Raw genomic sequence first — 20,271 nt, forward strand, 5'->3', positions numbered from 1 at the left:
CATTTCAGCGGTCGGCGCCGTGCGCCTGCGCCATTGCCACGACCACCTTGCGCGGGCCCTTGAACGGCGAACGCGCGTGAGCGGCGAGCATGTTGTCGAGCATCAGCACGTCGCCGCTGTGCCACGGGAAGCTGATCTTCTCGGCTTCCAGAACATGGCGAATGGTGGCGAGCGCCTCCTCTTCGAGGGGACTGCCGTCGCCGTAGTACACGTTGCGCGGCAGGTCCTCCTCGCCCACGACGTCCAGCAGCGTCTCGCGCACGTCGGGTTCGAGATTCGAGATGTGGAACAGGTGCGCCTGGTTGAACCAGACCCAGTCGCCGGTCGCCGGATGCTGCGCCACGGCCTGACACACCTGACGCGTGCGCAGCTCGCCGTCCTCCTTCCACTCGCACGCGATGCGGTGCGCACGGCAATAGGCTTCGACTTCGGCACGATCCTCGGTGTTGAAGACCTGCGACCACGGCACGTCGAAGCCGTTGCCGAAGTTGCGCACGTACATCAGCCCCTTTTTCGCGAAACGCTCGCGCAGATCCCGCGGCAGACGCGCGTAGACGCGACGGCTGTCGGCGATGGGCGTCTCGCCGCCCTCCTGCGCCGCCTGCACGCAATGGAACCAGATCTTCATGGGCCAATCGCGCGTGTACGATTGTTCGTTGTGTAGAGGGATGTGCTGGTGCGGCGGGTACTCGGTGGACGTGTAGACGCCCTGGGCGACCTTGCTGCGCGGCGTGGAGCCGAATTCGTAGGTAAGCAGCGCGTGGCCGAACGACGCGGCGAACTCGCGGAAGGCGGCGTCGCCGTCGACGCGAAAGCCCCGGAACAGAACGCCGCCGTGCGTCGGCAGATATTCCTCCACCAGCGCATGCAGGGCGCTGCCTGCTGCGTCGATCGGCACACCGGCATCGCGCGGCTCGACCACCATCGGCAAGCCACCTTCGGTGCGCAGGGCACGCACATCGAGCATCGTATCGAGCATGATTGGATCCTCAACGAAACCGCGGCGCAAATCGCGCCGCCTTATCAAGGACGATCCTCACGCGCGCAATTTAAGTCCTTCGCGCGGACGATTGCGGTTTTTCCGCTGCCGACGCCGGACCTGCGTGCACGACCGCATCGTCGGCGACCAGTTGACCGTTCTCCATCTTCACCAGCCGGTCGGCGAGCGCGAAGTAGCGATCGTCGTGCGAAATCACGAGCACGGTCTTGCCCTGCGCCTTGAGCTCCGGCAGGATTTCGCGATAGAAGACCTCCTTGAACGCCGGGTCCTGGTCCGCCGCCCACTCGTCGAACACGAGGAACGGACGATCCTCGACGCACGCCGCCACCAGCGCGAGCCGCTTGCGCTGCCCCTGCGAGAGATCTCGCGTGGAGAACGCGCCGTTCGTCACGCTTACCTTGTGTTGAAGATGCAGACGGGCAAGCCAGCGCGCGGCGAAGGCGTCGATGCGCGCCGGATCGGTCTGCGCATCGTCCGCGCCCAGCAGCGTCTCGAACAGATGGAAGTCGAAGAAGATCGCGGAGAACAGCTGGCGATAACGATCGCGATTGCTGGCATCGACCGGCTGACCGTTCCACACGATTTCACCACTCTCCGGCACGTACAGTCCCGTGAGCAACTTCGCGAGCGACGTCTTGCCGCTCCCGTTGCCGCCGATCAGGAACGTGATCTCGCCGGGCCTGAACGTCAGATCGATGGGCCCCAAGCGGAAGATCTCGTCCTGCTGCTCGTGGTAGTAGCTGTGCGTGATGCCGTGCAGCCGCACGAGCAGTGAGCCGCTGGGCCGCGTGTCGGACGCGCTCGCCTCCTCGCTGCGCATGGCCTCGGTCACCTTCTGGATGCGCTCGCTCGCCACGCGCGCCATCGTCAGCAGCGGAATGTTGTTGAGCATCGCCTCGAGCGGCGTCACCATGTACAGAAACACGATGGCGTAGCCGGTCGCCACGTGCACACCGCCGGAGGTCGCCCCCACCAGCACGAACAGCACGAGCCCGATCAGCGCGAAGAACAGGAAGCGCACCCAGCTCACCGAGAAGATGAACAGGGTGAGGCCGCGCGAGCGGTTCTCGCGCACCGCCTCGATGGCCACGCCCAGCACGCGCGCCAGGAACGCGTCGGCGCGACGGCGGTTGAGCTTGAGTTCCTTCGCGCCCGAGGCGAGCGTCTGGAAGTGTCCGAAAAGTTCGTCCTGGCGCTTCCCGGCGGTGCGCAGGTAGCGAATCACCTTCGTATGGCTGATGTGATAGCCGAGCGCACCCAGACCGATCGCCACACAGGCCATCAGGAAGATCGGCCACGACAGGATCGCCAGATAGAGAAAGCACCCGGTGACGATGGAACCGTTCATCACCAGCGTCGGCAAACCGATGAAGAAGTTGGCGACGTGATTGGCGTCGTCCGCGAGCACGGACTGCACCCGTGCGCCTCCGGTCGACTCCACCACGCGCAGCGGTGCATTCACGATGATGCGCGAGACGTGGCGACGCAGCTCGGCCAGCGTGCGCTGCCCCAGACGCGTGAACAAGGCGCCGGCGCACATCTGGGCGAGCATCGACAGCACGGCCAGCGCCGCGAAGCGCCAGGCCAGCGAACCGAGTTCGTCCGCGCTCGCACCGAGCGCACGATTGATCGAAGCAATCAGCGTGACGTTGGCCACACCGCAGGCGAGGCTGGCGAGCACGGCGGCGGTCAGCAGCCAGCGCGACGCACGCAACAGGAACAGAAACAGGAACACGAAGCTCTCCGCAGGGCGACCCGCTCACCACCCGGAATCGGCGGCACAGAGGATCTCGTTGTCGTCACAAGGATCGGCGGAATCGGCGGGATTGCGGCATGACGCCCCCCCTTGTTCCCTTCTCCCCTTATGCTCAAAGACGATCCAGACAGCCGGAAATTTGCCCGCCGAGGGGAGGCGGCGCGAGTCATGCGTGAGTCACGCGGATGCCGGGTAAATTTCACAGCAAGCGTCTCGTCTTTTGGGAAAACACCCTGTGCGCACCGTTGCTTCGCCGTACTGCGGCGCGGCAATGCGCCGGTCCGTACCCCCTGATTCAGGGTCCGGGAAATTTCTCCGGATGACCTTGCCGAGGCCCTCATGCACGCAAGTACCGAACCGTCCACAACGTCCAATCCTTCCCTTACCCACGACCTGATCGGCGTAGGCTTCGGCCCGTCAAATCTGGCGCTGGCCATCGCTCTCGAGGAGCACTGTGGCCAGCGACTCGGCCCGGCCCGCTTCCTCTTTCTCGAGAAGCAGCCGGAGTTCGCCTGGCACGGCAACATGCTGCTCTCGAACAGCCGCATGCAGATCGCCTACCTCAAGGATCTGGCCACGTTGCGAAATCCGCGCAGCCGCTTCACGTTCATCAACTATCTGCACGAGAAAGCGCGGCTTTCCGCGTTCATCAACCTGCAGAGCCACTACCCGACGCGGCGCGAGTACAACGATTACCTGCGCTGGGCCGCGGCGCAGTTCCACGCGCAATGCGCCTACGGCGAGACGGTGATTGGCATCTCTCCCGTGATCGAGCGCGAGCAGGTCGTGGCGTTGCACGTCCATTCACGCAACGCGCAAGGCGAGACGCAGGTGCGGCGAGCGCGCAACGTCATTCTCGGCGCGGGCGGCACGCCGCATGTCCCGCCCGTGTTCGCATCGCTGAATGCCGCCGGGCATCCGAGGCTCTTTCACTCGTCGCAGTATCTGGCGCGCGTGGCTGCGCTCAATGGCGACGCACCGCCCCGTCGTGTCGCCGTGATCGGCGGCGGGCAAAGCGCCGCCGAGATCTTCCTCGATCTGGCCGAGCAGTGGCCGCACGCGCAGGTCGATCTCGTCATGCGCGGCCGTGCGCTCAAGCCCGCGGACAGCAGTCCGTTCGTCAACGAGATATTCGACCCGCAATTCACCGACTTCATCTATGCCCAGCCGGTCGAGCAGCGCGAGCGCATCCTGGGCGAATTCCGCAACACCAACTATGCGGTCGTCGACGACGATCTCATCGCCCGCATCTACGACGTGCTATACCAGCAGCGCGTCGACGGCCACGGCCATCGCGCGCTGCTGACCTGTCACGAGATCGAAGATGTCGAAGCGCACGACGATCACCTCACACTGCACATGCACGAGCGACTCACAGGCAGGCACGTTACGCAGCACTACGATGCGGTGGTCCTCGCGACCGGCTACGAACGCCGCACGCACGAGCATCTGCTGACCGACGTACGCCCCTGGCTGGACGGCTTCGACGGCGAGCGCGATTACCGTCTGCGCGCGCATGCCGACTTCCTGCCCGGCATCTACCTGCAAGGGTACTGCGAGTCGACGCACGGCTTGTCCGACACGCTGCTGTCGGTCCTGGCGATTCGTTCGGCCGAGATTGCGGCGTCGCTGCTCGCACATGCGCCGCCGCAAGCCGAGGCGCCTGCATCGCGCATTGCCGCCCTGGTCGGCTGACGACCCACCCCACCCCTACCCCACGGCCCACGACCCTTCATGCGAGGCGGCACCGCGGTGCCGCACGTCCGCAGGCGCCGGAAAAACGACGGGAACGAACGCGCGGGAGAATGGGAAAGCGCGAGAGGGATCGCGAATTACTGCGGCGCGCCTTCGGCCTGCAAGGCCAATTGGCGCGCCAGTTGGCCATGCGTCATGGTGAGCAGCAACGGGCAACTGCCGCACAGCAGCGCCTCGTCGCACCGGGTGCCCTTTCCCGCGAGTTGATAGCGCAGGCAGCACACGCGCCGCGCCCGCATCGGCGCGGGCATTGCCGGCGAAGGCGGCGAGACATAGCGCACCGTGCGGAACAGCGGATTGTCTCCCGTGCTGCCGAATCCCGCGTCGGCCTCGAAGAGCCACGTATAGTCCTGCGATGCACGCTGGGCGAGCGAAGGCACCTGCCGCATGTGCGCCACGATGAACTCGAACAGATTGCCCACGTTGCTCCACAACACGCGCGGCGAGACCCCAGCGGCGGCGTGCATGGCGGCGATCGCGGCGGGCAGATAGTCGTGCAGCAACGAGGCGAAGCGAACCGCCGGCGGCGGAGTCGGAACGGCGTCGTGTGCCGCCTGCCCCGGCGGCGTCCAGGCATCGGACGCGAAGCGCACCTGCACAGGCAAACCGCCGCGCAGCACGATCGCGCACGTACGGGGGTCGAGCGTCAACGGGCGACCGTGCACGATGACGATCGCCAACGCGGCCGGCAGCACCGCACGGAAATGGAACTTGCTCCATTGCGACATCAGCGCACGCGGCTCGACGCCAGGCACGATCCGTCGCACCCCGTCGAACATTTCCGGCAGATGCTCGCCCAGCGCGCTCAACGCGACGACATCGTCGCCCGGCAGTCCCGCATGGGATGCGGGCGTGCCAAAGTCGAGCCCGGCACACAAGGGTCCGAGCTCGGCACGAATGGCATCGGGCAGGCTCGCTGCCAGATCGAAATTTCCCGCAGTGACGGCACTGATGGCGTTCGACATCGCTCCCTGCATTCCTCCCTTGTCGCGCAGCCGCGTCACGCGCAGGTCGCGGGACGCGGCGAGTGCATGACCGGCGCCAGTCCGTTGGCGATCACGGCCAGCAGATGCGCCGGATCGTCACGCACGAAGAAGTGATCGCCATCGAAGTCGGTCCGCTCGTACCTTGCATCGGTCTCGCAGCGCCAGTCGTCGAGCACTTCGGGGGCGAACGCGTCGCGCCGCCCGGCAAGCGCATGAATGGGTACGGGCAACGGACCGCGCGCTTGCGGCGAAGGGCGGCGATAGCGCCCGCACAACTGGAAATCGGCCTTGATCACCGGCAACACCATTGCCATCAACTCAGGCTCGGCGAGCAGTGCGTCGGGCGTGCCGCCCAGCGCACGCATCTCCGCCAGCACGTCGGCGTCGTCGCGCAATGCCGCATAGCGGCTGTCGTCGCGCGTGGCGGGCGCACGGCTTGCCGCGACGAACAGCGCCACCGGCGTGCAACCGCGCGCGTGCAGTCGGTGCGCGATTTCAAATGCCAACAGCCCGCCCAGGCTATGCCCGAACAACGCGAAACGCGTGCCCGGCCCGATGTGCTGCGCCAGGCACTCTTCGCTCAACTGGTCCGCCAGCAGGTGTGGATCGGAAGAGAGCGGCTCGCGATGACGCGTGCCACGCCCCGGCAGTTCGAGCGGCCGCACCGCCAGCCACGACGGCGCGGCTTGCGCCCAGCGGGCGTACACCGTGGCACTGCCTCCGGCGCACGGCAGACACAACAGGTGGCATACGTCAAACGCCATGGCGCCCGTCGCCCTGTGCTGCCAGATGTTCGCGCAGGCTGCGAGGCCGCATGTCGGTCCACACCGTCTCGATGTGCGCCAGGCACGTCGCCTTGTTGCCGCTCACACCCACTTCGCGCCAGCCCGCCGGGACAGGGCGGTAGTCGGGCCAGATGGCGTACTGTTCTTCGTCGTTGATGACCACACGGAACACGCCGTTCTCGTCGTCGAAACTCATCGATGGCTCCTCTATAGGCAATTGTTATGCGAGGCGCGAGCTGCGCCCGGCTCCTTCGAGTAGACGGCTCAGGCGCCGCCCGATTTAGCCCCGCCGCCGCGCCTCCGCCCGCACGACTAACGCGGTTGGCGCCATCGACGCGACCGGCAGCAGCGCCACGGCCGCACCGTAGCCCGGCGGAGCAGGAAGCAGATGCAGCGTCATGCCGGCAAGCGCCCGAATCAGTGCTTCGTCGTGGACACGCCAGGCCAGGGGGACATCCGGCAATACCGGCGGGCGGCCCGCGTCGAACATCCCTCCCATTGCCTCGACCTGCCGCCACAGACGCGCCACATCCAGGCTCAGCATCGGAAGCCCCTCCTGCAGCCCCGTCCCCAGCGCCTTGAACGCAGCCTCCTTGGCACACCACAGCCAGTGAAACGCCTCTCGCGCGTGAGCACCGCTCCATCCGCCGAGCCGGGTGAGCATCTGCTGCTCGCAAGGGTGAAGGCACGCTTGCCAAAGTTCGCGCGGATCGGTCACGGCATCGACGCGCTCGACATCCACGCCGATGCGAGCGCCACGCACGCAGGCGATCAGTCCCCATTGGCCCGCATGGCTCTCGTTGAAGTCGAGTCGCCCTTCGCCACCGGCCAGCTTCGGCCGGCCGTGCTCGCCGGTCTCGAGCGCCACCTCGGCTGGGGCAATGCTCAATTCCTGGCCCAGCATCTCACGCAGCGCCACACGCGTGGCGGCAAAGCGCAGACGATCCGCTTCACGCCGCCATCGCGCCATACGCGCCAGTTCCTCCCCAGACAGGGTGAACGGGGCGCGCAGGTCGGTCGGGGCGAATACGGCGGCCGCCTGGCCCGAATCGTCGGAGCCGTCTGAACCGCCGGATTCGGGAATCCTGATGAACCGCAAAGTTGCACTCATTGGCATAACGAAACTAAGAATCAAACATTGGCTGAAACTCGAGTATCAAAATATTAATTGCAAATCGTTATCATTTTCACTATTGTTTACATTAAATTTGCTTCGCGCCCTGTGAGAATGAATGTGAATGGGCATGCCGGGGCCGTGCGGCGGTTCGCGGGCCACGGATCGACAGCGCGTGCAGCAGACGATCAGTAGTCCTGTCTAACTCTGCACTGTCGTGTCGGAACGCGCTTTGGGCGCCGCTCCCGGCGGCGTTCGCCTGTCGTTTTGTCATCGGCCGGACATGCGCTCCCGAAGGCGCGCTCGAGCCGCGTGCCAGGCGATGCTCGCAATGCGTCACTACGCGGTAGTGCTTTCGATGCCGAGTTGGAGGCAAAAGCATGAGCGAGCAGTGCCAGCAGTGCCGTTACGCCGGGCATCCCGGCAGGTCCCCCGTGTGCGACGATGTCGCGCAGGACGGTGTGGTGGGACAGATTTTCGTCACGCATCGGCGCGCCCTCGTCGGGCTGGCTATGCGCATTCTCGGTTGTCCCTGCCGTGCGGAAGACGTCGTGCAGGACGCCTACATCAAGCTGTGCGACGCCCGCAGCGCCTGCCCCGTGCGACATCCGGCCAGTTACGTGATGCAGGTCGTGCGCAACCTCGCGCTCGACGGCTACCGCCGTCAGCAGATCGAGAACCGCGTGTTCACGGTGGAGGATGAAGCCATCGACGTGCCGGACCGGGACGCCTCGCCCGAAGCGCAAGTCACCGCGCGACAGATGATCGCCGGCATGATCGAGCGTCTCAAGACGCTGCCCGAGCGCACTCGCACCGTCTTCGAGATGTATTACTTCGACGATTGCACGCAGCGTGAAATCGCCCAGTCGCTGGGCGTGTCGACCACGCTCGTGAACTTCATGATGCAGGACGCGCGACAGGCGCTCACGCCGTGGATCAACGCGGCGACCAATGGCCCGAATTGAGCGGCTGGACGACGAGTGGAACGCTCGGGCAGATGCCGCCCCTCCCTACCCGCTCTACCCGCTAAGGCAGCACCGCTCCCTCGAAGCCGCCGCCGGCGCGTGCGACCACGACGCGGTCCTTGCCGGAACGCTTGGCTGCATAGAGCGCACCATCGGCCAGCGCCAGCCAGGCCGTCGGCGACCCCAGATCGGCGTCGTAGTTCGCTACGCCAACGCTCAGCGTCACGCTGCCCGACGCGTCGAGCCCGCGCGTCGCCTCGGCGAATGCGGCGCGCACCCGCTCGAGCTTCCTGCGCGCCTTCTCGGCCGATTGCCCGTCGAACAGCACGCAGAACTCGTCGCCGCCGTACCGGCCGCTGACGTCCTGAGCGCCCAGCTGATTCACGAGTACATCGGACAGAATGCGAATGAGCGAATCGCCTTGCAGATGTCCGTGAACGTCGTTGATCTCCTTGAATCCGTCAATATCGATGAGCGCAATGCTCGCCGCGCCGCCGCGCCCGACCCGCTTGTCGGCATAGCATGTCGTCAGCGCCCGCATCCACGAGCGGCGATTGAGCAGCGAGGTCAGATCGTCTTGCTCGCTGATGCGCCGCAGCGTCCGCTCGCTTCGTGCGAGACGCTTCGCCAGCCGGAAGCTCGTCAACCCGACGAGCGTCGGATAGATCAGCAATAGCGGCAGGCTCGCCAACAGCTCGGAGAAGTCGACGACCGTCTTGAACGCGAAACCGACGATCGCGCCGATGACGAGGCCGCCGCCAATCATCGCGAGCACGCCGTCGCGCAGCAGCCGATAGCCGCCTGCCGACGCGTTGTGCATCAGCAGGACGGACACGAGCACGGCCGACGGCGCGCCGCTGAACTGCATGGCCACCACCCAGCCGCCGCCGAATGCTGAATCGCACAGCAGATTGCGCCGCTCGGCCGACACCGGATCGGGCGACGCCATCGCAATGGCGTGGGCGAACGCGGGCCACAGAAAGGCGTTGAGCGCCCAGATCCCATAGCCGAGATGCGAGGCGCCCGCGTGCCGGATCGCCGTGTAGACGGCAATTGCGCTCAATGCACAGCCCAGACTGCGCAGCCCCAGCACACGGCGAGAGAAGTCCCGCCCTCGTTTGGTCTGGGTGCGCATGGCCGGGTTTGTCGATGCGTCCTTCATGTCGCCGGATTCGGAGGCGTAATGGGTGAAGATTCGATGGATGTTGCGTGGACAATCGGCGGTAAACCGCGCGATCGAGAGTGGCGGCCGGTCCGGCCGCCACGCGCATTATGCCTGTGCTTGTCGCCCGCCAGTGCGCGAGTTGACGACGGATCGACGCGTTTCGCTCACCACAACGTTGATCGGCCTTCCGCCCGACAACCAACCTCGCCCCACAATTCGAGCGGCACTCCGCGACGAAAACAAAAAGGCCTGCGGATTCCCGCAGGCCTCGCCGGCTCGCGACGCATTCGGACGTCGCTTACCTCCTGGCGCCGCTTACTTCGCCGCCGCGATCACGGCGATCTCGACGAGCAGGTCGGGGGCGGCCAGTCGCGATTCCACGGTGGCGCGCGTCGGCGTGTTGCCGGGGCTCGTCCAGGCGTCCCATACGGCGTTCATGCCGGCAAAGTCCGACTCGATGTCCTTGAGCCACACCTGCGCCGAAAGCAGACGCGACTTGTCGATGCCGGCGTCCTTCAGATAGCCGTCGATCTTCGCCAACACCTGCTGCATCTGGCCGGTGATGTCCTGACTGCGATCGTCCGCGGTCTGGCCGCCGATGTAGACCGTACCGTTGTGAACCACGACCCGACTCATGCGTGCGTTGGTGTGATGGCGTTGAATGTCGCTCATTGACTGCATCTCCAAAAAGAGTTTCAGAAGGTTCTCTACGTCGAATAAAAGAAAGCAGGCGGGGATGCCTGGGAGATCCCACCTACTTGGGGAAACCTGCGCGCTCGCTCAGGAATTCGGGGGTGTCGACGGCGCTCGCCAGTTCGCCGAGCGTGACCGGCTTGACCGGCGGACGGATGCGGTAGTAGCCGACTTCGGGGACCGCGCATCCTTGCGCCTGCGCCAGCAGTTCGGCCACCGTCTGACCGCAGAACCGGCCCTGGCATGGCCCCATGCCGCACCGCGAAAAACTCTTCGTCTGGTTGGGCCCGACACAGCCGAGCGCCGCCATCTTGCGCACGTCGCCGGCCGTGACCTCCTCGCAACGGCACACGATGGTGCTGTCGTCGGCCGGCACGCGAAACGCCTCTGCCGGCCGATAAAGGGCGTCGAGGAACGGCCGAATCGCCGTGTGCGCCGAGAGTTCACGTCGCAACGTCAGCGCGCGGGAGTCGCGTTTGGCCGCGTCGAGCTTGCCCAGACGCTTCGCCGCCTGCAGCGCGGCAAGTCGCCCCGACGGCTCCGCCGCCAGAGCGCCGGCGATGCCGGCCCCGTCGCCCGCGACGAAAATGCCCGAAAGGTTCGTCTCGCCCCATGCGTCCGTGCGCACGCGCCAGCACAACTGCGCCTCGTCCCAGACGTGCTCGCAGCCGACCGAGCGCGTGACCTGCGTGTTCGGGATCACGCCCTGATGCAGCAGCACCATCTCGGTGTCGATGCGCGACGCCCGGCCGTCCACGACATACTCGACGGCTTCGGCACGCGTCTGCCCGATCACGCGCAGCGCCTGCACCTGCTTCACGTGCTCAACCCCCGCCGCTCGAATGGCGCGAAGCAGCTTGAAGCCCTTCATGAGGTAAGACGGCGCGCGCAACGCACCGCCGGCATGACGCAACGCCTCACGCCGCCCGCCCGCCTGCGCGGTGTCGAGAATCGCACGGACAGGCACGCCGGCATTGATAAGCTGCCACGCGAACAGGTAGAGCAGCGGCCCGCATCCGGCCAGCACCGCCGGCGATTGAGGCACGAGCGCGGAGGCCTTGAGCAGTGTTTGCGCCGCGCCCACGCCCATCACGCCCGGCAGCGTCCAGCCCGGAATCGGGAACGGACGTTCCTGCGCGCCGGTCGCGAGCACAATGGCTCCCGCCTCGATCTGCAACGTGCCGCCGCCCGGGCTCTGCCGCGTGACCGACACGCGCCGGTCCGCGCCGATCTGCCATGCGAGCGTCTGCGGCCAGTAGGCGATGTCCTGCGCGGCGAACGCATCGACAAGTGCGCGTCCACGCAGGTAGTCCGACCCGAGCACGCCCGGATCGGCCAGGGGCGAGCGGCTCACGCTGCGGTAGATCTGACCGCCCGGCAGCGTGTTCTCGTCGATGACGAGCGGCGCGAGCCCGTGGCGCTTCGCTTCGAGCGCGGCGGCCAGTCCGGCCGGGCCGGCGCCCACGATCAACAGGTCGACAACCTTGGTACTCATGCCACACTCCTCGCGCCGTCCATGCGGCGCACCTGCATGCCTTCACGCACCGGCGTCATGCAGCCCTGGCGGTTCGGCACGCCGTCGATTTCCACGAGACAGTCGAAGCACACGCCCATCATGCAGAACGGCGCGCGCTCGCTGCCCGACACGGGCGTGGTGCGGCAGGCCGTCACGCCGGCGAACAGCAGCGCGGCGGCCACATTCATATCGCGCGGCACCTCGACCGGCGCGCCCTCGATAAACACTCGCACGGTCGCGCCGTCCTGGCGCGCCAGCGACTTAAGCAGCGAAACGTTTGGCATAGAACTGATCCAGAAGCGCGGGACGCGCAGCGCCGAGAATCCACGGCGCGATGGTTTCACAATGGGCGGCGGCAAGCGTCACGCCGCTGTGGCAGGTCGCGAGAAACGCGCCGGGACAGGCTTCGGACGCCTCGTAAATCGGCAAACCATCCGCCGTCATCACGCGCAGCGCACCCCACGCGCGCACGACGCGCACATTCTTGAGCAGCGGGAACGGGGCGATGCCGCGCCGCGCGATGTCGGCCAGCACGTCGGGCGTCACGCCGTCGTTGAAGCCCACGTCCTCCGCGGAGTCGCCCAGCATCACGGAGCCCTCGACGGTCTGACGCACATAGATCGTGGGATAGGCGAGGAACGGCTTGACCCGCTCGGTCACGAGAATCTGGCCGCGCAACGGCTTGACTGGCGCACTGAGCCCGACCATCGGCGCGAGGTCGCGGTTGCCGAGCCCCGCGGCCAACACCACGCGTCCGGCGTCGATCGTCGCGTTGCCCACCTTCACGCGAAACGCGCTGCCCACGGGCCGGATATCGGTGACGCGCACGTTGGGCGCATATTCGCCGCCCGCCTTCTCGAACGCGGCGAACAACGCGCGCAGTGTGTACAGCGGGCTCACGTGGCCGTCGTTGGGCGAATAGATGGCGCCCGCCACGTCGGGGCCGATCGCCGGCAGACGCTCGGCGAGCGCATCGTGATCGAGCACTTCGTAGCACAGTGCCGGCTCGGCCGCCTGCAACTGTCGCATGCTCTCGGTCTTGACGGCGAGTTCCTCGGGGGTCTGTGCGATGTTGAAGCCGCCCGGGCGTTGAAAGCCGACCGACACGCCTGTGTTCGCCAGCAACTCGTCGGCGAAACCCTGCCACGTGTTGGCCGAGTGCAGCGACCAGCGCGCGTAGTTGGTGCAGGTCGAGCCCTTGCCTTGCACCCAGACCAGCCCGAAGTTGCCGCGTGCGGCACGCAGCGAATTGTCTTCGCCATCGCACACGACGACGCGTTGTCCGCGCTTGGCGAGCCCGTAGGCGATCGCCATGCCGACGAGGCCGCCGCCTATGACGGCGATATCGTATGTCTTTTGCATGTTTTAGTGATTTCCAACCAGAACCTTGTTGAGCCCGTAGATGCGATCGAGCACCAGCATGACCGCCAACGTGAGCCCGATGAGCAGCGTCGAGATCGCCGCGACGCTCGGGTCGACCGTCTCGCTCATGTTCATGTAGATGCGCACCGGCAGCGTGATCGTCGTGGGCGAGGTCACGAAGATGGTGGCCGTGAGTTCGTCGAAGCTGTTGATGAACGCCAGCACCCAGCCGCCCGCCACGCCCGGCACGATCGCCGGGAGCGTGACGCGCCGGAACGTCGTCCAGCGGCCCGCGCCCAGCGAGCGCGCCGCGCGCTCGGCTTCGTCCGCCTGTCCCGCGAGCGCCGCCATGATGAGCCGCAGCGCGTACGGGAAGATCAGCAGCGCATGGCATGCGACCAGGCTCACGAACGAGCCGCCCATGTCGAGCAGCGTGAACAGCCGCAGGAACGCGATGCCCAGCACCACCGGCGGAATCATGAGCGGCGAGAGCAGGAACGAATTGATGGCGTCGCGCCCCGGAAAGCGATAGCGCGAGAGCCCCATCGCCGTGGGTACCGCCAGCGCCGTGGAAACGGTGGCCGACGTCACGCCCAGCCACAGGCTCGTACGCAGCGCCGACTGGAAGTCCTCGTCGCTCATGAGCGACGTGAACCAGCGCAGCGAGAAGTGCTGCGTCGGGATCGACAGGAAATTGTCCGGCGTGAAGGCGACCAGACACACCACGACCAGCGGCGCGAGAATAAAGACGAGAAACAACGTGTGAAACGCGAGCGCGGCCGCACCGTTGCGATCATGCTGATTCATAGGCGCTCCTTCCTCTTCTCTCAGCCGAGACGACGCGTGAAGCGCTTCTCGAGTGCACGGTTGTAACCACTGATGATCGCCACGTTCACGATCAGCAGCACGATGGCGATGGCGGCGCCCAGCGGCCAATTCAGCGTGCCGAGGAATTCGTCGTAGGCGGTGGTGGCCACGACCTTCAGGCGACGTCCGCCGATGAGCGCCGGGGTCGCAAACGCGCTCGCCGTGAGCGCGAACACGATGAGGCTGCCCGACAGAATGCCCGGCGTGATCTGCGGCAACACGACGCGCCACATCACCGTGGCCCGCCCGGCGCCCAGCGAGCGCGCGGCGTTCGCCACGGCCGGATCGAGGCGCGTGAGCGAGGTCCACACCGAGAGCACCATGAGCGGCACCAGCACGTGCACGAGCGCCACCGTGACCGCGCCCATCGTGAACAGCATCTGCAACGGATGCTCGATGAGCCCCAGGCGGGCAAGCACGGTGTTGATGAGGCCCTCGCGGCCGAGCAGGATCGACCAGCCCAGCGTGCGCACGACGACCGAAATGAGCAGCGGACCGAGCACCAGCACGAGACACAGCGAGCGCCACGGATCGCGCATGCGAAACAGGAAGTACGCCTCCGGCACACCGACCAGCACGCACAGCAGCGTGACGCCGACCGAGAGCAGCAGCGTGCGCAGGAAAATCTCGTAGAAATAGCTGTCGGTCAGGATGTCGACGTAATGCTGCAGCGAGATCGTGGGCAGCACGCCGCCGAGGTTCGCGTCGAAACCGTGCAGACTCAGCACGAATGTGAGCCCGAGCGGCACCGCCAGCAGCACCACGAAGTACAGCGTCGCCGGCACGACCAGCGCCCAGCCGGCGCGGCGATGGCGGGCCGCCTCCGGCGACAGCGCCCGCACGGCCAGCATGTCCGGCACTGCCGGTGCGCCGGGAGGGGTGGGCCTCGACGTTGCGGCGTTCATGCGCCCTCCTGCACGAGACGCAGTGCGTCGTCGGCCCAATCCAGCCCGACCGCTTCCCCATCGTTCGCGGCCGCCACGCCGTCGTTGGCCACGAGCACGCGCAACTCGCCCAGCGCCGTGCTCACGGTGAAGACCCAATGATTGCCGTGGAAGCTGCGCTGACCGACTCGCCCGGCCAGACGCCCCGCCGTGGCGGACGTCAGACGAATGCGCTCGGGTCTCAGACTGAACGTGGCCGGGCCGCCGTTGCCGGTGTGCGACGCCAGACCGCCGCCCGGCGAGACCGCCAGTCGATGTCCCCGGGCGTCAAGCACGGCCACGTCGCCGCGCACGTCGAGACGACCGGTGATGAGATTGGTCTGGCCGATGAAATGCGCGGCGAACGTGGCGCGCGGGTCCTCGTAGACGTCGTGCGGCGTATCGATGCGCACCACGCGCCCCATGTTGAGCAACACCACGCGGTCGCTGATCGCCAGTGCCTCGGCCTGATCGTGCGTGACCATGATGGTGGTCGTGCCGACCTTGCGTTGAATCGCGCGCAGCTCGTCCTGCATCTGCTCGCGCAGTTTCGCGTCGAGGTTCGACAGCGGCTCGTCGAGCAGCAGCACGGGCGGCGCGATCACGAGCGCACGGGCGAGCGCCACGCGCTGGCGCTGGCCGCCCGAGAGCTCGCGCGGATAGCGCTGCGCGTGCTGACCGAGATGCACCAGTTCCAGCGCTTCCCGCACGCGACGCTGCTTGGCGGCGGCGTCCACGCGACGCATGTCCAGACCGAACGCCACGTTCTGCGCGACGCTCATGTGCGGGAACAGTGCGTAGCTCTGGAAGACGATCCCGAGCCCGCGCTTTTCCGGCGGCACCGGCGTGAGATCGCGGCCTTCGAGCAGAATGCGCCCGACGCTCGGCGCGACGAAACCTGCAATCATCTGCAACGTCGTGGTCTTGCCGCAGCCCGAGGGGCCGAGCAAGGAAATGAACTCGCCCTGCGCTATCGACAGGTCGACGCCTTCCACGGCAACGGTTTCACCGAAACGCTTGCCGAGTTGTTCGAGACGCAAATATGGGGTGCTCATGACGCTTGTGATCTCCTGCGCGCGGTTCGGTCAATCAACGCTCGATCTGACGGTTCCAACGCTGCGTCCAGTCGGCGCGCTTGGCGTTGACCACATCCCAGTCGACGCGCACGAGCTTGTCGATCTGCGCCGGCGACGGCACGCGGGCCGCCACCGCCATCGACAGCTGCGTCTTGCGATTCGAGGGCGCCACGCCCTGGCTCTCGGCGAGCACGGCCTGCGTCTGCGGCGAGAGAATCGTCTGGACGAACTTCTGCGCGAGCGCATCGTTGGCCGACTTGTCGACCACGCACATGCCCATGCCGAGCGCCACCGCGCCCTCCTTCGGGTAGACGAATTCGACCGGAATCCCCTGCTGGCGCAATGCCTGCACGCGACCGTTGCCCCACACGGCGAGGGCCACTTCGTCGGCCTGGAACAGCTCGGCGATCTTGCCCGGCGACGGATCGAACGACAGCACGTTCGGGGCGATCTTCTCCATCTCGCGGAAGCCCGGATCGATGTTGGTGTCGCTGCCCCCGTTGAGCTTCGACTCGACGAGCAGCGCGTGCAGTCCGTAGGTGTTCTTGATGCTCGGCATCACGAGCTTGCCCTTGTACTTCGGATCGGACAGTTCCTTCCACGACGTCGGCGCCGACCAGCCCTTCGCCTGGAACAGCCGTGTGTTGTAGGCGATGCCCGTGGCGATCAGGCCGGCGGCCACGGCGCTGCCGTTCTTGAACTTCGCGATGTCGTACAGATCGTGATAGACCGGCGCTTCGGCCAGCTTGCCGCAGAAGCCCATCTGGATCGCCTGATACATCGGACCGTCGTCGAGGAAGACCACGTCCATGCCTGCCTTGCCTTTTTGCGCCTGGAGCTTCGCGAGCGTCGTCGTCGAATCGCCCGGCACGATCACGACCTTGGTGCCCGGGTTGGCCCGCTCGAATCCGGGAATGATGTCCTTCTTGAGCATCTGCTCAAACGAACCGCCATAGGCGCCGACGTACAGCGTGGTGTCGGCATGCGCGGTCGTGGCGGCGAATACAAGCCCAGCGAGTCCGGCGCCAGCGGTGACGAGGGCCGCACGGCCCAGCTTGCGAAGCGTTTGGGGAACGACAGTCTTCATCGGGAAGCTCCTTGCGTGTTGCAGTGTTATGTGATGTTATGGCCCGGCATTACGAGAAAAACTCAAACTTCTGCGTTGTTTTCGTAGAGTCGTTTTCGACGCACTCACGGTCAAATCACATTTTTTTGCCCGCCCATACGCAAATGTTATGGACGAGGATGGCGAGGCTTCGATGAAGATCCGGCAGTTGGAGGCATTTCGGGCGCTGATCCTGCGCCAGACGGTCACGCGGGCCGCCGAGATGCTTCACGTTTCGCAACCGGCGGTCACGCGTCTGATCAACGATCTGGAGGCCGACATAGGGTTTGCCCTATTCGATCGGAGCAACGGGCGCCTGAATCCGACGCCCGAAGCGCTGGTGCTGTTCGAGGAAGTCGAGCGCTCGTTCGCGGGGATCGATCGCATCGCGCAGACGGCCGAGCAGATCAAGTCGCTGCGGCGCGGGTCGTTGCATATCGCGGGCGCACCGGCGCTGGCGCTGGAGTTTCTGCCGACCACGCTGACCGGCTTCATGCGCGAACATCCCGGCGTGAGCACGACGCTGCTCATCCATGCGTCGAGCATCGTGGTCGACATGGTCGTCGGCCGCCGCTGCGACGTCGGCTTCATCGCGCATCCGCTCACGCATGCGGGCGTAAATGTGGAGACACTGCACCGCGCGCCGATGCGCTGCATCCTGCCGCACGGCCATCGGCTCGCGGATCGCGACGTGATCCATCCCGAGGACCTGCGCGACGAGTCATTCGTGTCCTATCCGAAGGAATTCGACGGCCGGATGTACATCGACAGCATCTTCGCCGAGCGCCAGATCGATCGCGTGATGAGTGCGGAGTCGCAACTGTCGGCAGCCATCTGCGTGCTGGTCGAGCATGGCGCGGGCGTGTCGATCATCGACCAGGTGACGGCGCGCTATGCGGCCGGACGCGTCATCGTCAAACCGTTCGAGCCGACCATCCTCTCGGGCTTTTCGCTGGTCACCTCCAACCAGCACCCGCCCTCGCAACTGGCCAAGGCGTTCGTGGCGTACACGAAGCAGCGCATGCTCGCCCTGTTTCCGGGGTGAACGTTGCTTCGGCAACCGGTGCTTCGGCGCCGGCGCAACGACATGCGGCAAGGCCCGGGGCGCCGGCGGACCATGCGGCGACCCGCAGCTCTCGCAAGGAAATGTTCGGGGCTTGCTCGGGACGGACGACACACCGAAAATGCGCAAAATCGGCAAATCGCCTGCCGATACATTGGCGTCCAAGGAGCGCAAATGAAACCCGAAACCCGTATTCGATATGCCCAGCGCCTGGAACCTGTCCTGCGCTGGCTGGCCGATCATCCGGACGCCACACCGGACCTTTATCACCTGGCGGATCTGGCCTGCCTGTCGCCGTACCATTTTCACCGCATCTATCGCGCGCTGATGGGCGAAACGGTGAACGGCACGGTGCAGCGCATTCGCATGCATCGCGCGGCGGTGGCACTCGCCGGGTCGGAGGATTCGATGCGCGTTGTGGCGTCGCGTGCCGGCTATGAGTCGGACGCCGCGTTCAACCGGGCCTTCGGGGCGCTGTTCGGCATTCCGCCGGGGCGCTATCGCAACGCCCGCTCCGAACCTTTCGATCCTCAGGAGCCCGCCATGTATCCCATTGTCGTCGAATCATTCCCCGCCACCACCCTCGCCGTGCTCAAGCACACCGGCAGCTACCAGGAGATCGGCCCGCTCTTCGCGCGCGTCTTCATGCTCGCCGCCGCCCACGGACTGGCCCGGCCCGACACCACCGGCTTCGGCGTCTACTTCGACGATCCGGAACAGGTGCCCACGGACAAGTTGCGCTCACTGGCCGGCGTGTCGGTCGCCGCCGACGCGCCCCTCGCCGGCGATCTGGAACGCTTCGAGATCCCGGCTGGACGCTGCGCCATGCTCACCTACACCGGCCCTTACAACGAGATGAGCAAACCGTATCAATGGCTCTTCTCGGAATGGCTGCCGGCCAGCGGGCTGGAACCGGCCGACTTCCCGATGTTCGAGCAGTACCTCAACGATCCACGCTCGACGCCGCCGGCACAGTTGCGCACACGGATTTGCCTGCCTGTGAAGTAAGCGCAAGCAGGGCCTGCGCCTGAGCGCGCAGGTCTTGCGCGGTGGGATGGAACGTGAACGGAATCGCCTGCGCGAGACCGCCCAGCATCTTGCGGGAGCTGCGCGAATACGCCGGGTCGTAATGTTTCGTGATGAGCGCCTCGAACAACTCGCGACGCTCCCCACGCTCGAGCAGCGTCAACCATTGCTCCACCACCGCACGGCCGTGCAGCGGCACGAGCTTGCGCAGTTGTCCGCGGAAGGTGTCGGGATTCGCGAAGAGGTGCGCGTAGTCCTGCATCAGCAGATCGATGCGCTCCGACTGCGCAGCGCTCACTTCGACGCACCGCGTGCCGCGCATCGCCGCCATCAGCGATTCCGGCAGCGTAATGCGTCCGATGCGGCGGCTTTCCGCTTCGACGAATACCGGCCGCGCCGGATCGACGCTGCGCAACGCACCGACGAATGCGGTGTCGAACGACTTCTGCGACGGCTGCCCGGCGTTGGGCATGGCCCCGAGCAGCGAACCGCGATGCACGGCAAGCGCTTCGAGATCGAGCGTCTGCGCTCCGGCGTCGGCCAGCGCATGAAGCAGACGCGTCTTGCCGCTGCCGGTATGCCCCGCCAGGACGATCAGATCCAGCGTCGGCGGCAAGGTGTCGAGCAAGGTCACGACGTCGCGCCGATAGGTCTTGTAGCCGCCTTCGAGCTGACGCGCGCGCCAGCCGATCATGTTCATCCAGACCGTCATCGACTCGGAACGCTTGCCGCCACGCCAGCAATACACAAGCGGGCGCCAGTTGCGAGGCCGGTCGGCGAATGTGGTTTCGAGATGCGCGGCGATATTGCGCGCCACCATCGCCGCGCCCACGCGCGTGGCTTCGAACGGCGACACCTGTGCGTACATCGTGCCGACGATGACGCGCTCTTCGTTGCCGAGGACCGGCGCATTGATCGCCCCGGGCATATGGTCTTCCTCGAATTCGAGAGGCGTGCGCACGTCGACGATCTCGTCGAATTCACCGGCACGCTCGAGCGGTACGCGCAGCGGGTTCATCTCGCCCCTGCCACGGGTTGCCCGCAATGGACGGCTTGGTCGGGGCCAGACGGCCGGGGTCGCGGCGAACCGCAGCCGGCCGCCGTCACCGCGGCG

Annotated in this window: 20 protein-coding genes; 4 read left to right on the forward strand and 16 right to left on the reverse strand. The window is 66.2% G+C overall.

The window, feature by feature from the left end; all coding sequences use genetic code 11:
- Positions 1-4: 4 nt before the first annotated feature.
- Positions 5-979, reverse strand: a complete 975-nt coding sequence (locus RO07_RS15795; RefSeq protein WP_052267370.1) for a TauD/TfdA family dioxygenase — start codon at positions 977-979, stop codon at positions 5-7.
- 70 nt (positions 980-1,049) lie between these two features.
- The gene (locus tag RO07_RS15800) at positions 1,050-2,735 is read right to left on the reverse strand and encodes a cyclic peptide export ABC transporter (protein WP_039412126.1); all 1,686 of its coding nucleotides are present in this window, start codon (positions 2,733-2,735) and stop codon (positions 1,050-1,052) included.
- Between the two features lie 360 nt (positions 2,736-3,095).
- Here RO07_RS15800 and RO07_RS15805 point away from each other — a divergent pair, with 360 nt between their 5' ends.
- Positions 3,096-4,451, forward strand: a complete 1,356-nt coding sequence (locus RO07_RS15805; protein WP_039412130.1) for a lysine N(6)-hydroxylase/L-ornithine N(5)-oxygenase family protein — start codon at positions 3,096-3,098, stop codon at positions 4,449-4,451.
- Between the two features lie 137 nt (positions 4,452-4,588).
- On the opposite strand, the gene fhuF is transcribed toward RO07_RS15805, so the two are convergent.
- From fhuF to RO07_RS15825, 4 genes are all read right to left on the reverse strand, one after another.
- The gene (fhuF, locus tag RO07_RS15810; RefSeq protein WP_160118113.1) at positions 4,589-5,476 is read right to left on the reverse strand and encodes a siderophore-iron reductase FhuF; all 888 of its coding nucleotides are present in this window, start codon (positions 5,474-5,476) and stop codon (positions 4,589-4,591) included.
- Positions 5,477-5,511: 35 nt separating this feature from the next.
- Positions 5,512-6,261, reverse strand: a complete 750-nt coding sequence (locus RO07_RS15815; protein ID WP_039412133.1) for a thioesterase II family protein — start codon at positions 6,259-6,261, stop codon at positions 5,512-5,514.
- Positions 6,251-6,478 (reverse strand): pandorabactin biosynthesis protein PanC, encoded by a 228-nt coding sequence (panC, locus tag RO07_RS15820; protein WP_039412136.1) that lies wholly within the window; start codon positions 6,476-6,478, stop codon positions 6,251-6,253. Before panC ends, RO07_RS15815 begins: the two co-directional genes overlap by 11 nt.
- An 84-nt stretch (positions 6,479-6,562) precedes the next feature.
- Complete coding sequence (locus RO07_RS15825) at positions 6,563-7,393, reverse strand: 4'-phosphopantetheinyl transferase superfamily protein (RefSeq protein WP_160118112.1); 831 nt, start codon at positions 7,391-7,393, stop codon at positions 6,563-6,565.
- A 383-nt stretch (positions 7,394-7,776) separates the two neighbouring features.
- Between RO07_RS15825 and RO07_RS15830 the strand changes: the two genes are divergently transcribed.
- Entirely contained in the window at positions 7,777-8,361 is a 585-nt protein-coding gene (locus tag RO07_RS15830; RefSeq protein WP_084072644.1) for a sigma-70 family RNA polymerase sigma factor, read from the forward strand.
- A 61-nt stretch (positions 8,362-8,422) separates the two neighbouring features.
- On the opposite strand, the gene RO07_RS15835 is transcribed toward RO07_RS15830, so the two are convergent.
- The 9 genes from RO07_RS15835 to RO07_RS15875 form a co-directional block, all read right to left on the reverse strand.
- Positions 8,423-9,523, reverse strand: coding sequence for a sensor domain-containing diguanylate cyclase (locus RO07_RS15835; protein ID WP_052267373.1), 1,101 nt, complete (start codon positions 9,521-9,523; stop codon positions 8,423-8,425).
- 318 nt (positions 9,524-9,841) lie between these two features.
- A complete protein-coding gene (locus RO07_RS15840; RefSeq protein WP_039412138.1) occupies positions 9,842-10,198 on the reverse strand; it encodes a RidA family protein in 357 nt (118 codons plus the stop codon).
- A gap of 82 nt (positions 10,199-10,280) precedes the next feature.
- Positions 10,281-11,714: an FAD/NAD(P)-dependent oxidoreductase gene (locus tag RO07_RS15845; RefSeq protein WP_039412141.1), complete on the reverse strand. Its 1,434-nt coding sequence runs from the start codon at positions 11,712-11,714 to the stop codon at positions 10,281-10,283.
- Entirely contained in the window at positions 11,711-12,019 is a 309-nt protein-coding gene (locus RO07_RS15850; protein ID WP_052267374.1) for a (2Fe-2S)-binding protein, read from the reverse strand. The genes RO07_RS15845 and RO07_RS15850 overlap by 4 nt, the downstream gene beginning before the upstream one ends.
- Positions 11,997-13,097: an NAD(P)/FAD-dependent oxidoreductase gene (locus tag RO07_RS15855; RefSeq protein WP_039412144.1), complete on the reverse strand. Its 1,101-nt coding sequence runs from the start codon at positions 13,095-13,097 to the stop codon at positions 11,997-11,999. Before RO07_RS15855 ends, RO07_RS15850 begins: the two co-directional genes overlap by 23 nt.
- A 3-nt stretch (positions 13,098-13,100) precedes the next feature.
- Positions 13,101-13,904, reverse strand: coding sequence for an ABC transporter permease (locus RO07_RS15860; RefSeq protein WP_039412148.1), 804 nt, complete (start codon positions 13,902-13,904; stop codon positions 13,101-13,103).
- Positions 13,905-13,924: 20 nt separating this feature from the next.
- Complete coding sequence (locus RO07_RS15865; protein ID WP_237171270.1) at positions 13,925-14,869, reverse strand: ABC transporter permease; 945 nt, start codon at positions 14,867-14,869, stop codon at positions 13,925-13,927.
- On the reverse strand, positions 14,866-15,942 hold the full coding sequence (locus RO07_RS15870; protein ID WP_039412151.1) for an ABC transporter ATP-binding protein: 1,077 nt from the start codon (positions 15,940-15,942) through the stop codon (positions 14,866-14,868). Before RO07_RS15870 ends, RO07_RS15865 begins: the two co-directional genes overlap by 4 nt.
- 34 nt (positions 15,943-15,976) lie before the next feature.
- On the reverse strand, positions 15,977-17,050 hold the full coding sequence (locus RO07_RS15875) for an ABC transporter substrate-binding protein (RefSeq protein ID WP_039412154.1): 1,074 nt from the start codon (positions 17,048-17,050) through the stop codon (positions 15,977-15,979).
- A 148-nt stretch (positions 17,051-17,198) separates the two neighbouring features.
- Here RO07_RS15875 and RO07_RS15880 point away from each other — a divergent pair, with 148 nt between their 5' ends.
- Positions 17,199-18,113: a LysR substrate-binding domain-containing protein gene (locus RO07_RS15880; protein WP_039412157.1), complete on the forward strand. Its 915-nt coding sequence runs from the start codon at positions 17,199-17,201 to the stop codon at positions 18,111-18,113.
- A gap of 192 nt (positions 18,114-18,305) precedes the next feature.
- Positions 18,306-19,139, forward strand: coding sequence for an AraC family transcriptional regulator (locus tag RO07_RS15885; RefSeq protein ID WP_039412160.1), 834 nt, complete (start codon positions 18,306-18,308; stop codon positions 19,137-19,139).
- On the opposite strand, the gene mnmH is transcribed toward RO07_RS15885, so the two are convergent.
- The gene (gene mnmH, locus RO07_RS15890) at positions 19,075-20,175 is read right to left on the reverse strand and encodes a tRNA 2-selenouridine(34) synthase MnmH (protein ID WP_039412162.1); all 1,101 of its coding nucleotides are present in this window, start codon (positions 20,173-20,175) and stop codon (positions 19,075-19,077) included. The two genes, RO07_RS15885 and mnmH, sit on opposite strands and share 65 nt — an antisense overlap.
- Positions 20,176-20,271 lie beyond the last annotated feature (96 nt).

It is taken from the genome of Pandoraea pulmonicola, assembly GCF_000815105.2.
GTDB lineage: Bacteria > Pseudomonadota > Gammaproteobacteria > Burkholderiales > Burkholderiaceae > Pandoraea > Pandoraea pulmonicola.

What these genes read in the sequence shown, in the direction of transcription:
- RO07_RS15795 (WP_052267370.1), bottom strand. Translation starts at nt 979, where the DNA reads ATGCTCGATACGATGCTCGATGTGCGTGCCCTGCGCACCGAAGGTGGC.
- RO07_RS15805 (WP_039412130.1), top strand. Translation starts at nt 3,096, where the DNA reads ATGCACGCAAGTACCGAACCGTCCACAACGTCCAATCCTTCCCTTACC.
- fhuF (WP_160118113.1), bottom strand. Translation starts at nt 5,476, where the DNA reads ATGTCGAACGCCATCAGTGCCGTCACTGCGGGAAATTTCGATCTGGCA.
- RO07_RS15815 (WP_039412133.1), bottom strand. Translation starts at nt 6,261, where the DNA reads ATGGCGTTTGACGTATGCCACCTGTTGTGTCTGCCGTGCGCCGGAGGC.
- panC (WP_039412136.1), bottom strand. Translation starts at nt 6,478, where the DNA reads ATGAGTTTCGACGACGAGAACGGCGTGTTCCGTGTGGTCATCAACGAC.
- RO07_RS15825 (WP_160118112.1), bottom strand. Translation starts at nt 7,393, where the DNA reads ATGAGTGCAACTTTGCGGTTCATCAGGATTCCCGAATCCGGCGGTTCA.
- RO07_RS15830 (WP_084072644.1), top strand. Translation starts at nt 7,777, where the DNA reads ATGAGCGAGCAGTGCCAGCAGTGCCGTTACGCCGGGCATCCCGGCAGG.
- RO07_RS15835 (WP_052267373.1), bottom strand. Translation starts at nt 9,523, where the DNA reads ATGAAGGACGCATCGACAAACCCGGCCATGCGCACCCAGACCAAACGA.
- RO07_RS15840 (WP_039412138.1), bottom strand. Translation starts at nt 10,198, where the DNA reads ATGAGCGACATTCAACGCCATCACACCAACGCACGCATGAGTCGGGTC.
- RO07_RS15845 (WP_039412141.1), bottom strand. Translation starts at nt 11,714, where the DNA reads ATGAGTACCAAGGTTGTCGACCTGTTGATCGTGGGCGCCGGCCCGGCC.
- RO07_RS15850 (WP_052267374.1), bottom strand. Translation starts at nt 12,019, where the DNA reads ATGCCAAACGTTTCGCTGCTTAAGTCGCTGGCGCGCCAGGACGGCGCG.
- RO07_RS15855 (WP_039412144.1), bottom strand. Translation starts at nt 13,097, where the DNA reads ATGCAAAAGACATACGATATCGCCGTCATAGGCGGCGGCCTCGTCGGC.
- RO07_RS15860 (WP_039412148.1), bottom strand. Translation starts at nt 13,904, where the DNA reads ATGAATCAGCATGATCGCAACGGTGCGGCCGCGCTCGCGTTTCACACG.
- RO07_RS15865 (WP_237171270.1), bottom strand. Translation starts at nt 14,869, where the DNA reads ATGAACGCCGCAACGTCGAGGCCCACCCCTCCCGGCGCACCGGCAGTG.
- RO07_RS15870 (WP_039412151.1), bottom strand. Translation starts at nt 15,942, where the DNA reads ATGAGCACCCCATATTTGCGTCTCGAACAACTCGGCAAGCGTTTCGGT.
- RO07_RS15875 (WP_039412154.1), bottom strand. Translation starts at nt 17,050, where the DNA reads ATGAAGACTGTCGTTCCCCAAACGCTTCGCAAGCTGGGCCGTGCGGCC.
- RO07_RS15880 (WP_039412157.1), top strand. Translation starts at nt 17,199, where the DNA reads ATGGACGAGGATGGCGAGGCTTCGATGAAGATCCGGCAGTTGGAGGCA.
- RO07_RS15885 (WP_039412160.1), top strand. Translation starts at nt 18,306, where the DNA reads ATGAAACCCGAAACCCGTATTCGATATGCCCAGCGCCTGGAACCTGTC.
- mnmH (WP_039412162.1), bottom strand. Translation starts at nt 20,175, where the DNA reads ATGAACCCGCTGCGCGTACCGCTCGAGCGTGCCGGTGAATTCGACGAG.